This is a genomic window from Rouxiella sp. T17 (assembly GCF_036663475.1).
GTDB lineage: Bacteria > Pseudomonadota > Gammaproteobacteria > Enterobacterales > Enterobacteriaceae > Rouxiella.
The window spans coordinates 221,105-235,364 of sequence record NZ_JAWUEA010000037.1; the positions used below are offsets into that span (position 1 = coordinate 221,105).

Sequence of the window (14,260 nt, forward strand, 5' to 3'; positions counted from 1 at the left end):
ATGTTGCTCCATTAATCATTATTTTTGATGGAATAGTCGCGGTAGGCAGCCTCTGCACTCACCAGCTGGTTTCTTACGTCACGTTCGATGCGGGCGCGCGCGCGCTCGGAGGGTGCGCCCAAACCACCGCCGCCCGGCGTTTCAACGATTAAATGCGCGCCCGGTGGAATGATTTGCTGGCCCTTGCCGGAAAGTATTTCGCCCGTAGACAAACGAACGCGACCGGGTGCGCCCGCGTTGCCGCCTTCTGCGCCACGTGCCGGGAAGTCAATGCGATCCCACGCCGCACCCAGCGCCATCGGGGCATCCTGTCCGTGTGAAACTTCAATAATCTGCCCCAAACCTCCGCGCTGTTGACCCGCACCGCCGGAGTCTGGGCGATATTCTTTCCGCCAGAACACCACTGGACTGATCGATTCGAGGATTTCCAGCGACACGTTGCGCACGCCGCTGGGGAAAGAGGTCGTTGAGAGGCCGTCAAGATGCGGACGCGCGCCGGTGCCGCCGGTCGAGAAGCTGGTGATCGAAAAACGCGGCTGTGACAGGAAGCTTTGCGCGTCGTAACCTGGCAATACATGGCCGCCGGAAAGCTGGATATTCCACAGGCAAGACGATCCTTCGGCCGGAACTTCGCCCGGACGTGACTGACGCAGGCAGCCAAACACCACGTCAGGCAGCATCTGGCCGATGATATGGCGCGAGGTCACCGCGGCAGGATAAGGAGCATTGAGAATGGAGCCTTCCGGCGCAGAGACGCGGATCACCCCCAGCGAGCCAGAGTTATTCGGCACGTCCGAGCCAATCAGGCAGCGGATACCAAACGAGGTGTAGGCGTCAGTATAGGCTTTTACGACGTTGATGCCTTTGGCGACAAATCCCGAGGTACCGGTGTAATCGACATCGATGCCGTCTTGGCCGACGGTCAATTTTGCCTTCAGCAGCAGCGGCTCGCCATAGCCGTCCACCCACATTTCGGCATCCCAGCTGCCCTGCGGCCATTCCTGAATTGCCGCCAGCATCGCCCGTTTGGAGTGATCAAGAATGTATTCACCCGCGTCGAGCAGGTCGGGAAGGGCGAATTCATCGAGCACGCTGATGAGGCGGCGTGCGCCGACGTCATTACAGGCTACCAGCGCGAAGAAATCTCCCTCGACCTGTTCGGGTTCGCGGACGTTGGCTTTGACTATCGACAACACATTCTGATCCAGTTCGCCGCCGTGGATAAGCTTCATAATTGGCAGGAACAGGCCTTCGTGATAAATCTGACGGCCATCCGGTCCCGGACCCAATCCGCCGATATCCACGACATGCAGGGTTGAGGCAAACAGCGCGACAGGCTTTCCCTGATAAAATACGGGCGTGACCATGACGATATCGTACAGGTGGCCAGTGCCTTTCCACGGGTCATTGGTGACCAGCACGTCGCCCGGCTTGAGGGTTTCGACAGGAAACACGTTCAAAAAATGCAGCACCGAATCGGCCATTGAATTGACATGGCCCGGCGTACCGGTCACGGCCTGCGCCACCATACGGCCATCGGGTAAAAACACGCCGGCAGAAAGGTCGCCGGCCTCGCGGGTAGAAGTGCCGAAAGCGGTGCGGATTAGCGCCTGCGCCTGCTCTTCAACGACCGAAATCAGGCGATTCCAGATCACCTGATGTTGAATGACGTTCTGACTCATGATGGTGATCCTTGTGCCGTGATGTGCTGTTGCAAAACGAGATGGCCTTCGGCGGTGATCTGCGCTGAAAAGCCTTCTTCTACCCAAGTGCTGGTTTCAGTTTCAACAACCAGCAGCGGGCCTGCGGCAGCGTGACGGGTTGAAAGCTGATCGCGGCGATAGACCGGCACGCGAATACGCTGTTGCTGGCGAGCGGAAAATACCTCTCGCTGCGGCAGGTCGGCGAGAGAGTTGGGAGCAGGGTGAGGCGCGATAGACTGCGCGTTGATAAGCGGCGCCGGGGTGCTGGCGGTAACCGTCCAGCTTATTGCTTCAACCGCAACGTGATCCAGGCTGCGGCCATAGAGCTGGCGATAGGCAAGGGTAAAGCGCTGATGCAGTGCCTCAAGAGAGCTCGCGCTCAGCTCGCCGTCGTCGAGCGCAATCGGCACCTCGTGACCTTGACCGGAATAGCGTAAATAGACGCTTCGCTGAATGCTGACCGGCGCAGCGGTATCGGCTTGCTCGACCACCTGACGCACCTGTTGGCTAAGCTCGGCGAGCAAATCGCCCACAGCCTCTAAGTCCAGTTTATCCAGTCGTTGATAAAAACTGCGCACGGCCTGATAGGCAACGGGTGCCCATAAAAAACCCAGTGCAGAACCGACACCTGCGGCCTGCGGAATCACTACTTTTTTGATTCCCAGCTTGGCGGCCAGACGGGCAGCATGCAGTGGCGCGGCACCGCCAAAGGCAATCAGGGTGTAATCTTCTACGGCTTTGCCGGATTCGCTGGCGTGAACGCGAGCGGCGTTTGCCATGTTCTCGGCGATAATTTCAGTGACCGCCAACGCGGCGTTATCAACGCTGAGGCCAAGCGGCGCGGCAATTTGCTCATTTAGCGCGGCGGCAGCGCGTGGCACATTAAGTTCGACTTTTCCGCCGGCAAAGGTCGCGGGATCGAGCAAACCCAGCTGCGCGTTGGCGTCGGTAATCGTGACGTTTTCGCCGCCAAGGTTATAGCTCACCGGTCCCGGCGCAGAACCGGCGCTGTCTGGGCCGACCTGTAATCGCGACAGAGTATCGATACGCGCAATCGACCCGCCGCCCGCGCCAATTTCGACTAGGTCGATCACCGGAATGCGAATCGGCAGACCCGAGCCTTTCTGGTGACGATGCACGCGACCAAACTCAAAACTGCGCGAGATTTGCGGCTGGAACTGATCGATAAAGCAGATTTTTGCCGTGGTGCCACCCATATCAAACGACAATACTTTTTCCAGACCGAGTTGGGTGGCGATATTGCTGGCGAGGATTGCGCCGCCCGCTGGCCCGGATTCGACCAGTCTTACCGGTTCATCAATACCGGTTTCCAGCGTAGTGATCCCGCCGCCGGAGGTCATCAGGAAGGGCGGCACGCGTAGCCCGCGAAGGCTAAGTTGCTGGCGCAGGCGAGAGAGATATCCGGCCACCAGCGGCTGTACGTAGGCGTTGGCACAAACGGTAGAGAGTCGCTCATACTCGCGAATTTCGGGGCAAACGTCGCTCGACAGCGAAAAAGTCACCTCCGGCAGTCGCGCGCGCAGGATTTCGGCGGTACGTCTTTCATGTTGCGGATTCACAAAGCTTTGCAGATAACCAATCGCCACGCTTTCTATGCCGAGTCTCTCGAGCTGGTCGGCCAGCTCATGCACCTGCTGCTCGTTGAGCGCGATCCTGACTTTTCCCTGCGCGTCGATACGCTCTTCAATACCAAAGCGCCATTGACGTTCAACCAGCGGCAGCGGCTTTTGCAAGAATACGTCGTATTGGGCAAACCGGTCTTCCTGCCCGATTTCGACCAAGTCACGGAAGCCGGCAGTGGTGATCAATGCGGTTTTCGCCCCTTTACGTTCGATCAAGGCGTTGGTGGCAAGCGTTGTGCCGAGGATCAGCAAATCCACATCGGCGAATTGCAGCGCAGCATCTTGCAGCACATTTTCAATGCCGTTGAGTACCGCGCGTTCTGGCGCATCGGCGCTGGTTAATACTTTTGAAGAAAACTGTTTTTCGCCGCTAATCAGCACCACGTCAGTAAATGTGCCACCCACATCTACTGCCAGGCGATTTCTCTGGTTAGCTGTTTCGATGAAGGAGTGATCCGTATCAGACATTCTCTGGCCTTAATTAATAGTCAATTCAACGCTCAATTAACTGAAATAACGTTTGGGCTGACTACTGATTTTTTTGGGTTTGCAAAGCAAGATAATGACTAAGAGAATGCGTTTTAGTGTTATCGGACGGCTTAAGTTAAATTATCTTCGAATAATTAACATTGCTAAATTAATTAGGCGGTATTAATACGGATTGCGTTATTTAATTTTTTTGGTAATCGTAAATAGTTAATTTCTGATATAAGCAAAGCGAGATTAAGCATTAAGCTTCGATCTCGTCGGCTGGTACTCTTTTTCACTCTGTTTTTTATTCTACCGGTCAATTTACTATGCTGGGAAGTCAATAAACTATGCTGGAAAAACAACACTGGCTATTGGCGCTGGTCGGGCGAACGTTGCTGCAAGTGATCCCGACTTTGCTGGGTATTCTGCTGATCATGTTTGTTATTCTTCATCTGATACCCGGTGACGCGGTCGACGTTATGGCGGGAGAGTCAGGAGGAGCAAGCGCCGCGTCGATGGCGTTACTGCGCGATCAATACGGGCTTAATCTTCCGGCATGGCAGCAATTTATTAATTGGTTTATTCACGTGCTGCACGGTAATTTGGGCTTCTCCCCACGATTTAATGCCCCGGTGACCACGCTTATTTTTTCACGCCTGCCCGCCACGCTAGGATTAATGTTAGCCGCACAAATTATTGCCATGGCCTTCGGAATAGTATTTGGCGTCGTGATGGCATTATTTGTGGGGAAATGGCCCGATCGTTTCCTCTCCTTATTTACGCTGCTGCTCTATTCCTTACCGGGCTTCTGGATTGGTCTAATGCTGCTGGTATTATTTTCCGTGCAATTAGGCTGGTTGCCGAGCGGCGGAAATATCACTATTGGCGCCCAGCTTTCATTCTGGGAAACCGTTAAAGACAGTGTAAGCCATGCTATTTTGCCGGTATTTTCACTTGCCAGTTTCTTTATTGCCATTTATTCACGACTGACTCGGGCATCAATGCTGGAAATAGCCCATCAGGATTTCGTGCGTACCGCCAAAGCCAAGGGGATTTCACCCTTACGGGTTACCGTGCGTCACGTGCTGCGCTGCGCGCTTATTCCGGTTGTCACCGTCGCGGGATTACATATTGCCACGCTGCTTAGCGGCGCGGCGGTGGTAGAAACGGTCTTTTCCTGGCCGGGATTAGGACGTTTGGCACTGGACGCGGTAATGGCGCGTGACGTCAACGTGCTGCTCGGCATTCTGTTCTTCTCTTCACTGCTGGTGCTGGCGGCTAATTTTTTGGTCGACCTGATCCATACCGCGCTCGACCCTCGAATTAAGGTGCGTTGATATGACGGTTATTCCTGAACCTCATCTCGCAACCCGTGCTCGCCCACGAAGCGTGCTACGCCAGTTGCTGCGTAATCCTGCGGGCGTTGTCGGTTTGCTTATCTTGTTAGCGGTAATGTTAATGGCCGTTTCGGCGCCTTGGATTTTTCCCGGTGACCCGCTGGACATGATTGCCACTCCTTTACTGTTGCCGGGCGCCGAGGCGACTTACCCGCTAGGCACCGATGCCATGGGCCGCGACGTGATGGCCGGGATTTTTCATGGTGCTCGCGTTTCGCTTTTAATTGGCGTGAGTGCCACCGTCATTGGGCTGGTCATCGGGATTTTGATTGGCAGCATCGGCGGCTATTTTGGCGGCATCACCGACAACATTTTGGTGCGCTTCACCGTATTGTTCCAGACCATGCCCTCTTTTTTGCTGGTGATTATCCTGCTGGCCATTTCGACGCCCTCGGTAACGCTCATCGCGCTGTCGATAGGCATTACCTCGTGGCCGACCGTGGCACGATTGGTACGAGCCGAGTTTCGGACTCTGCGTAATGCCGAGTTCGTGCTGGCAGCGCGCACGGAAGGTTTTTCGTCATGGCGGATTATTTTTCAGGAAATCCTGCCTAATGCCTTGCCCGCGATTATCGTCACTTCCTCAGTGATGGTCGCCTCGGCGATTTTAATGGAGTCGGCGCTGTCGTTTCTGGGACTAGGTGATCCTAACAAAGTCAGCTGGGGATTTTTGATCGGCAGTGGTCGAGAAATGCTGCGCAGCGCCTGGTATCTAACAGCCGAGCCCGGGCTGGCGCTGGTTATCACCATTCTTGGCCTCAATTTATTAGGCGACGCGTTAAACGACGCCTTTAATCCTCGTTTAAGGGAGCGCTAAATGAACCCGCTATTATCGATTGAGGGACTTGGCGTGCGCTTTGGTCAGCATCAGGCGGTCGACAGTTTGGATTTGACGCTGGCACGCGGAAAAATGCTGGCGCTGGTGGGAGAGTCTGGTTGTGGGAAATCGGCCATTGCACTTTCGATCCTCGGGCTGTTGCCCGAATATGCACAGGTTAGCGGCGCGATTACCTACGAGGGGCAAAATCTTATAACGCTGCCACCGCGTCAACTCCGCGCGCTACGCGGTAACGAGATTGCCATGGTTTTTCAGGAGCCTATGACTTCGTTAAACCCTGTGCATACCGTGGGAGAGCAAATTATCGAGAGCCTGCGCGAGCATCTCGGCTTAACGGGCCGAATGGCAAGGAGCCGGGCGATTGAACTGCTCGAAAGAGTACAGCTTCCTAATCCAGAAAAGCGTGTCGATTTTTATCCGCATCAACTTTCGGGCGGCCAACGGCAAAGAGTGATGATTGCCATGGCGGTAGCCTGTGAACCCAAGCTGCTGATCGCCGACGAGCCAACTACCGCGCTGGACGTCACGGTGCAGGGAAAAATCATGGCCCTTATTGATGAGCTGCGAAAATCGATGTCGATGAGCGTGCTGATGATAAGTCACGATTTAGGGCTGATGTCACAATGGGCCGATGAGGTTGCGGTGATGCACGGCGGGCGCAAGCTTGAGCAGAATTTAACTGCCGAACTGTTTGCCCATCCGCAGCATGAATATACCCGCGGACTTATGGCCGCTTCCTTGCACTATCAGCCTAATCTGCATTACCGCCAGCGCAGGCTGACGGAGATACGCGCCGGAAAAGGGCAGGGCGAGCCGTTGTTTACTTTATTCACGCCACCAACGTTGAGCTTTCCGTCATTGGCGCATACCGCCGCGTCACAACCGATACTCTCCGCACGCGAGGTCAACGTTTCCTATACGCAGGGCGGCCAGCGAGTTGACGCGGTCAGCAAGGTAAATTTCGATTTATTCAAAGGCGAAACGCTAGGGTTAGTGGGCGAATCCGGCTGCGGCAAATCAACGCTCTCCCGCGCAATCCTGCATTTGGTCAATCCCGACAGCGGGCAGATTCTGTTAAACGGCACGGACACTGTTGGGCTGAAAGAATCGCAGCTTGGGTTACTGCGCAGCAAAGTGCAGATGATTTTTCAGGACCCTTATGCCTCGTTGAATCCGCGCCAGACGGTAGGCGGGATCCTCGACAGAGTGCTGAAAGTGAACGGCGTCAAAGATAAAAAGCAGCGCCAACAGCGAATAGCGACCATGGTCGATCGCGTTGGGCTTCCGCGTCAAAGCCTTGAGCGCTTTGCTCACGAGTTTTCCGGCGGTCAGCGGCAGCGTATCGGCATCGCTCGAGCGTTAATTACTCAACCGGAGCTGGTTATTTGTGATGAAGCGGTGTCGGCGCTCGACGTGTCGATTCAGGCGCAAATCCTTAATTTATTATTGGAGATGAAACACGAACTTGGCCTGAGCTACCTGTTTATCTCGCACAATCTCGACGTAGTGCGCTATATGGCCGATCGGGTTTTAGTGATGCAAAAGGGTAAAATTGTCGAGTCCGGCGAGGTGGAAACCGTCTGGAACAGGCCGCAGCATCCTTACACTCAGGAATTGCTCTCGGCGCTTGGGGCAGAACATTTCAATCATCATAACCAACAGCAGGAAATTGCTTGAGGAGGCTGACAAATCCCACAGCAGAAAAGGCACCGTTAAGGTTGCAACAATGCGCGGGTTTCTACCGCCACACGCTGCAAAATTCTCTGCGCCTGTTCAGGCGATTGCACATTGGTGTAAGCGATCACCAGCCCGTAACGTTTCTGTGACTGTGCATACTAGGTTAAAAGGGCGCGCACATGGAGCCCGTGTTGCTGCCTTGATATGCATGTAAAAGAGGCAAAACTTGAGGGTAAGCGAAGCTCTGTACAGCGAACTGCGTGAGCACTTATCTGAAGTGGAGATTTCAGAGCTGACCTTCAGCATTGCAATGATCAACGCCTAGAACCGAATGCAGATAGTGTCGCAGATGGCGCCGGGCGCGATGGATAGCGTTTACGGTCTGGATCGCGCTGATTTAAGCTAAAAGGGTGTTTTTTATTATCTGAAAGCTCAGCCGACATTATTTACTTTAGGTGACAATCATCCTGCCTCCTATTACTACGGCCGCATAAACGGCAATTGCAACAATACTAATGCAGGTTCCACAGGTGATAGGGCGTGCTGAGCGGCCGCTGCCAAGATAATGCGTTTCAAGAACGATTATATTTGCAGCGGGCGGTAATAAACACAGTAAATAAAGAGTGGCGGGGTTATCAGTGATCAAAGCTTGGTGTGTTGCATGAGCGAGCAACAATAACAAAGTTATTAATAGAGCCATCACTGAAACCCGCTGAAAGAAAGGTTTCAATTCCTGTCGGAAATCATCTAATCCCACGTTAACTTTCGATAGCCAAATTCCTAATACTGCCATTCCAAGGAAGCTCATTAGAAATTTGGCTATCTGATATAATTCACTGCCGATGTGCTTAACCTGATCACTAAAAGGGATAAGTAGAATGCCTATCATTAATGCGAGGACTGGGGGTGTTTTCAGAATTTTTAGTGGGTTAAGCGTTTTGCCTGATAACATGCTTGCCCCAACGGAATTTCCCACTATTGAACTGCCGACATAGGCTGCAATAATAATTACCGCAGCTTGATTGCCGAACAAAGCACTCGCCACCGGAAGACCTAGCCAACCTATATTGAGGTAGCTGAAGCACAAATTCATCACGGGATCGCGAGAAAATATTTTACTTACCACGAGTAAAGTCAACATGGCTAAAGCAGTGGCAATAATGATCCACCCCATACTGCGAAAACTGGTCGCAATGTTGAAGATAATGACCATAGGTATAATTAATTTGGTTAACAGCTTCGATATTACATTTTTTATGTCAAAGGGTGCTTGGCCAGCAATCCAGCCAGCAGCAAGATATAACAAGGGTAAAAAAATAGTCACGAGCGCTCCCTCTCTGCATTATTAACATAACTCAGTGCCCATTGCTTTGCCCAGTTTTCAGCACAGCGAGCATTAAACCAAAATGCATTTGTAGAAAACAAGCAACCTTTGCTTAAAGGGCCGAGATTATAAAGACCGTGAGTAGGATAATTACCCACTATACATTCATAAGTCAGAGGGTTGATGTTTATCCCCCCACAAGGATGAGCTTCAACCATTTTATTCTTGATAAGAATTTTTAGGATAGGTACCTCCATTTTTTCTAAATTTTGACTCCCTCCAGTCGCATCCCAGAAATAGTTAGCAGAAATTTTTCCTTGCCTCGTAAGTAAAACAAACTGCCCGTTATCATATTTTGGTTCTGAAATTGACTGATGAAGCTGCAAGCGTCCGTCACCGCATGCCTGGATCATCTCACTAAACACTTCTTGCGGAATAGGGTGACGCCATGCTGCCCAAAGAGCACCATATTCTGAGCTGAATTTTTGGCGTTGAGTCAGTGTCATTGCGTTCCAAAGTTTGTGCATATAAGGTCGCGTTGAAACGAGTACATCCTGCCACGGAAGATCAGCATTTTCAGCACGACTTTGAAGATATTTAAAATAACTTTTTTGCTTACCTGCCCAAAGAAGTTTCATCGCCTGTTTAAATTCATCTTTCCCGCCTAATGCAGAATATTCCTTACGCAAAAGCTGAGTAAAAGTTTGCAATGCATTGTTTGACTTCTCACTGTTAGCCACAATATTTCGCCAGTTGAGGTGGATTGGCGAATAATTATTCATTTCGGTTAAGCAAGTTGGAGCATAACCACGACGAGAATATAAGTGTATGTTACTTTTTCCCTTAGCCCACGCATAACGAAATGCATCAATTGCCGTCAATCCACTCCCTGCTATAATCAGCGGCCTTTGGTTATCAGGTTGGTAATCCAGATGGTGCTCAATAAAACCAGGCGTTTTTTTAAAACCAGGAAATATCTCGGCCGCCTGTGCTCCTAAGCACATTACGACCTTACGCCCGAGTATAATATTTCCTCCTTCCATAGTAATGCTAAAGCCGCAAGCATGCCTATTTATAGCGATGACATTATTTTTATATTCATGGATTTTTAAAATGCCGGCTAAACGAATATCATGATATGCCTGACTTATAAACTGAGAATATTCCAATCTAGCAGGCCAACCTGAAGGCTGTTTTAGTTTATTGTGAAGCCAATGACCAAATTTATCAGGCTCCATGTTGGTGACGGACATCATCCATGGAGGGGTGTTAACTTTGTGCAAAGTATCAGCATCACCAAATGCTTTTCCTGATGCAAAGCTGCTGGAGGGATTAAATACGGCAATTGTCGGCCTCTTTGCATTATTGATGTTGTAAACTTCATCCTGAATCTGGCTGAGTAAACTAACACCTGTTGCCCCTAACCCTACAATAGCAATGTCAACAATCAATGACTCATCCACAACTCTTTCACTCGATTTTCCATATGTTTTTCTTATATATCACCACTACTAAACTTAAGTGAAATAAATTTTTTTCACATATTTATCAATCAATAAAAATTATTTGTCAAAAAATAAAGAAGGTGTTACTTAGGAAGTTAAGATGGCAATTGATAAATAAAAACAATAAAAATCAAGTGATTATATCATAATTCGCAGCTCTTAATTTGTCTGGATAAAAAAGTCAATAAGTGACATGGCGGGGGGTTTATCAGATGAGAATATATTTTTAAATCAATGAATATGGAAGTTTGTGCTAAATATTTCGCTATATAATTATTTATATATCGAATTATTTATATCATTTCCTTCAATGTAATTGCCCTTGTAAAAGTATCTAGTCGAAACTAAATTTTCTGCTTTTTATAGCAGTAGTAATACAACTTGGTATAGTAGAATAAATTTCTTTTTCAAAACTTTCTGAAACACAGGTGATGCATTTTGGCCCTTCACGCGGCGAGTATGTTAATGGCTGGATAGGGCAATGATTACACCGTCACATAAAAAACAGCAGAGGAACGAGTCTATGAAGAGATGCTCTACGGCGTGTGCTCGGCAGCTACGCGCTGCGTGGCAATGTCGACGTCGAACGGGTTCTGCTCTGAGGATTCCGACATGACAAACTTTCATCAACTCGATGCCATCAGTTTAAGTGGCCAGCCCATTTCTATGGCCGACTACGCTGGCAAGCTGGTTCTGGTGGTTAATACCGCCAGCCATTGCGGATTCACGCCACAGTACGCAGGCCTTGAAACGCTCTATAAAAAGTACGCTGCCAAGGGACTGGTGATACTTGGATTCCCCTGCAACCAGTTTGGTAAGCAGGAACCCGGCGGTGCCGAAGAAATCGCCCAGACCTGTCATATCAACTACGGTGTGAGTTTCCCGATGTTCGAGAAAGTGAATGTCAACGGTGCCGCAACGCACCCGGTATTTCGTTACCTGAAGGATGAATTGCCCGGCGTGTTGGGCAGGCGAATCAAATGGAATTTCACCAAGTTTCTGGTCGGACGCGACGGTAAACCGCTCAAGCGTTTTGCACCGATCTCTACCCCGGAGAAAATCGAAGCCGCAATCGTTGCTGCGCTCGAAAGCAAAGTGTTGCTGTAATCCGAACCATTCATTTCATGGGGGCAAGTACTGCGCCGATATTGGGCTAATTGGCATGTGAGATACCAAGTTAAGTGGCGTATAGACAGCTACTATTATCTGCAAGTTTGTGCCTTAAGCGGATCTACTATATTTAGCTGTAGGTAACGGGAAGTAAATCACCCACTTCAATACTGGCTATAAATTATCAAGAATGTTTTTAATTTCTTGATTGAGTGTAGTAATCATAACTTGCGTTGGAGGACTTAGCTCGAGCGTGGAGCATTCATCAAAACATATCCACTTAATAGCTTTGGTTTCTGACAAGGCTTTTGCCTGTGCAGGGCCAACATTACAAGCATAGACGAGCGTAATATTGTGGACTTCATCTCCGTTTGGATATTGATAGTAGTTATTTTGCCCTGACACCACGCCGCATAACGTTAGTTCATCGGCAACAATGCCCACTTCTTCTAAGAGTTCTCTTTTCGCAGTATCTTCAGTGTACTCACCCATTTCGCACATCCCGCCAGGAAACGAATATAAGCCATTATCTGAACGTTGCTGAAATAAGACCAACCCTGAGTCATTCTTTGCGATTACGCTGGTCCCTACGCAAATTATGGGAGCATGGCCGACGAGGTTTCTTATGTATTTGATATAATCATCCATCTCTAAAAAACTCCATTTTATCAAAAGGATGCTTAATGCAGGCACTGAGGCGACTAGGCAAATCATCGTCATGGATTTCCAATTTTTGCCCGTCTGGCCTTGGGAGTAAATCAAAGCGTATCGTCTTTAAATTCAAAACTTCTTGAAATGTCTCTTACTGCAATTGCGTTGTGATTTAATGCGTTTAATAGTCAAATTCTGCCGAAGAGAGACTGAAATTACAATATTCGTATTTTACCTCACCAGACGGTAACTAATTTATTGGAGTTGAAGGCATTTCATTGCGGACACTGTGGCTGATCGCTTTCAATATTCTTAATCTTATCAAGCCACTTATCGGCCTGATAAGATACCAATAAGGTGTAAAGCTGCGTTTTGCTTCTTTATCCAGACAAAATATCCGAGTTTCCGTGGTCAATCGAGTATGCGTTTCGTTGAGCTTTTCAACGGTAAAGCTGAGCACGAGTTTGGCAGTGCCGGACTTGTTAAATGCGAGGAAGTCCGATGCAGTTGATATCGTTGTTTGACCGTAGTCTGCTTGCCAAAACTTTCCAGCCAAGCCGAATACCAGTTCTAGAACGCCGTTTTTTTCAAGTAATGTAAAATTTTCCATGCCAAACGATGGTCGTGACTTAGCAGATCGTCCCTGTATCACGTCCAGTAAACGGATGGGTAATTCACGGACTGCCGTGGCGTATCGGAAGAGCCAATCCTCCTGAGGACGGAAATTTAGTACTGCTGTTAGGATGTCCGCGTGCGGAGCCATGATGTGCAGCGAATGTTTCTCGCTGAACTGATAGACGGGCAAATATTTTTCGTTAAGACACATTTAAAACCTCCTGAATAGGGCGGTCTGAGCTGGCAGGTCTTCCGCTTTTCGCTCATGCCTACTTTCATCCAAAGCTGGCAGACTTATACCAGGATTTGCCAGCACAAAGCCGTCAATCATCCCCAACTGTTGCTGTAAACACGTGAGAAGAAGTAATAATCAAGACTTGGATTGGCTATTTTCTTTTATGCGCCACGGACATCATGGTTCGGCTAATTTGTTGTTCTGCATGAGCATAGTCTCTTTGTGCAACGACCACGAACAAGGCGTCCAGAATGTTGAGCTGAGCGATGCGGGCGGCGGCATTTTCACCGGTTAACGGCGAACCCTGCGCCGTCGAACTGAGCACAATGTCAGCCATATTGGCGAGCGGCGATCCAAAGGAGTTGGTAATGGCAATCACCGGCACCCCATTGGCCTGAGCAGCCTTCACCGCTTCGATAATATCTTTAGTCTGGCCGGAGTGCGAAATAGCCAGCACGACATCTTTATTACCCAGCAGCGAGGCGGACATCAGCATCATGTGAGGGTCATCATAGGCAGTAGCTCGCGCGCCGATACGAAGAAATTTATGCACAGAATCGCGAGCGATTTGTGACGATCCCCCGAAACCATAAAAATCTCGCTGCTGCGCATTTGCCAACAGTTCGGCGGCGCGTTCGACAGCATTCATATCCAGAATGGCTAACGTTTCTTCCAGCGCCTGCGCGGAGGTTCTGAAAACCTTGGTGACTATTTCTCTTGTTGTATCCGTGGGTGAGAGCTCTTTGTGCATCTCGGTAATAGGCAGGCGATTATATTTGGCGGCCAGCGTTCGCAGCTCTTTGAATCCCGAAAAGCCCAATTTTTTCGCAGTCTTGACAACCATAGCCTGGGACATCTCACAGCGAATGGCCATGTCTTTGAGCGCAACATGTTCATCAAACTCGCTCGACAAAACGGCATTGACCAGCTTCGTTTCAAGTGAGGTCAGGACGGAGACCATCATGCGCAACCGTGGGCCAATGGCGCTTATCTCATCTGCACGATTGACCATGGAATGCCTCATCTATTTATAACCCACTGTTAATTAACAAAGATATCATGGCGTAGGGGAAGGGTCCATTTTTTCCCCA

11 protein-coding genes are annotated in these 14,260 nt (G+C 49.8%); 4 read left to right on the forward strand and 7 right to left on the reverse strand.

Annotation, left to right across the window (positions count from 1 at the left end; all coding sequences use genetic code 11):
* Positions 1-11: 11 nt before the first annotated feature.
* Together SC206_RS16310 and SC206_RS16315 are read right to left on the reverse strand one after the other, a co-directional pair.
* Positions 12-1,682, reverse strand: coding sequence for a hydantoinase B/oxoprolinase family protein (locus tag SC206_RS16310; RefSeq protein WP_332738706.1), 1,671 nt, complete (start codon positions 1,680-1,682; stop codon positions 12-14).
* Entirely contained in the window at positions 1,679-3,814 is a 2,136-nt protein-coding gene (locus SC206_RS16315) for a hydantoinase/oxoprolinase family protein (RefSeq protein ID WP_332738708.1), read from the reverse strand. The genes SC206_RS16310 and SC206_RS16315 overlap by 4 nt, the downstream gene beginning before the upstream one ends.
* A 350-nt stretch (positions 3,815-4,164) precedes the next feature.
* Here SC206_RS16315 and SC206_RS16320 point away from each other — a divergent pair, with 350 nt between their 5' ends.
* The 3 genes from SC206_RS16320 to SC206_RS16330 are packed head-to-tail and all read left to right on the forward strand — an operon-like array spanning position 4,165 to position 7,729.
* The gene (locus SC206_RS16320) at positions 4,165-5,154 is read left to right on the forward strand and encodes an ABC transporter permease (RefSeq protein ID WP_332738710.1); all 990 of its coding nucleotides are present in this window, start codon (positions 4,165-4,167) and stop codon (positions 5,152-5,154) included.
* 1 nt (position 5,155) lies between these two features.
* On the forward strand, positions 5,156-6,031 hold the full coding sequence (locus tag SC206_RS16325; RefSeq protein ID WP_332738711.1) for an ABC transporter permease: 876 nt from the start codon (positions 5,156-5,158) through the stop codon (positions 6,029-6,031).
* A complete protein-coding gene (locus SC206_RS16330) occupies positions 6,032-7,729 on the forward strand; it encodes an ABC transporter ATP-binding protein (RefSeq protein ID WP_332738712.1) in 1,698 nt (565 codons plus the stop codon).
* Positions 7,730-8,180: 451 nt separating this feature from the next.
* Here SC206_RS16330 and SC206_RS16335 read toward each other — a convergent pair whose 3' ends face one another.
* Positions 8,181-9,053: a permease gene (locus SC206_RS16335; RefSeq protein WP_332738713.1), complete on the reverse strand. Its 873-nt coding sequence runs from the start codon at positions 9,051-9,053 to the stop codon at positions 8,181-8,183.
* Complete coding sequence (locus tag SC206_RS16340; protein ID WP_332738715.1) at positions 9,050-10,516, reverse strand: FAD/NAD(P)-binding protein; 1,467 nt, start codon at positions 10,514-10,516, stop codon at positions 9,050-9,052. Before SC206_RS16340 ends, SC206_RS16335 begins: the two co-directional genes overlap by 4 nt.
* A 654-nt stretch (positions 10,517-11,170) precedes the next feature.
* Between SC206_RS16340 and SC206_RS16345 the strand changes: the two genes are divergently transcribed.
* Positions 11,171-11,665, forward strand: coding sequence for a glutathione peroxidase (locus SC206_RS16345; RefSeq protein ID WP_332738717.1), 495 nt, complete (start codon positions 11,171-11,173; stop codon positions 11,663-11,665).
* 177 nt (positions 11,666-11,842) lie between these two features.
* On the opposite strand, the gene SC206_RS16350 is transcribed toward SC206_RS16345, so the two are convergent.
* The 3 genes from SC206_RS16350 to SC206_RS16360 form a co-directional block, all read right to left on the reverse strand.
* Positions 11,843-12,316, reverse strand: coding sequence for an NUDIX domain-containing protein (locus SC206_RS16350; protein ID WP_332738718.1), 474 nt, complete (start codon positions 12,314-12,316; stop codon positions 11,843-11,845).
* Positions 12,317-12,569: 253 nt separating this feature from the next.
* Complete coding sequence (locus SC206_RS16355) at positions 12,570-13,145, reverse strand: hypothetical protein (protein ID WP_332738720.1); 576 nt, start codon at positions 13,143-13,145, stop codon at positions 12,570-12,572.
* A 175-nt stretch (positions 13,146-13,320) separates the two neighbouring features.
* Positions 13,321-14,181 (reverse strand): MurR/RpiR family transcriptional regulator, encoded by an 861-nt coding sequence (locus tag SC206_RS16360; RefSeq protein WP_332738722.1) that lies wholly within the window; start codon positions 14,179-14,181, stop codon positions 13,321-13,323.
* Positions 14,182-14,260: the final 79 nt, after the last annotated feature.

Bases quoted from the DNA above. Each gene is read 5' to 3' on its own strand.
- SC206_RS16310 (WP_332738706.1), bottom strand. From the start codon at position 1,682: ATGAGTCAGAACGTCATTCAACATCAGGTGATCTGGAATCGCCTGATT.
- SC206_RS16315 (WP_332738708.1), bottom strand. From the start codon at position 3,814: ATGTCTGATACGGATCACTCCTTCATCGAAACAGCTAACCAGAGAAAT.
- SC206_RS16320 (WP_332738710.1), top strand. From the start codon at position 4,165: ATGCTGGAAAAACAACACTGGCTATTGGCGCTGGTCGGGCGAACGTTG.
- SC206_RS16325 (WP_332738711.1), top strand. From the start codon at position 5,156: ATGACGGTTATTCCTGAACCTCATCTCGCAACCCGTGCTCGCCCACGA.
- SC206_RS16330 (WP_332738712.1), top strand. From the start codon at position 6,032: ATGAACCCGCTATTATCGATTGAGGGACTTGGCGTGCGCTTTGGTCAG.
- SC206_RS16345 (WP_332738717.1), top strand. From the start codon at position 11,171: ATGACAAACTTTCATCAACTCGATGCCATCAGTTTAAGTGGCCAGCCC.
- SC206_RS16350 (WP_332738718.1), bottom strand. From the start codon at position 12,316: ATGGATGATTATATCAAATACATAAGAAACCTCGTCGGCCATGCTCCC.
- SC206_RS16355 (WP_332738720.1), bottom strand. From the start codon at position 13,145: ATGTGTCTTAACGAAAAATATTTGCCCGTCTATCAGTTCAGCGAGAAA.
- SC206_RS16360 (WP_332738722.1), bottom strand. From the start codon at position 14,181: ATGGTCAATCGTGCAGATGAGATAAGCGCCATTGGCCCACGGTTGCGC.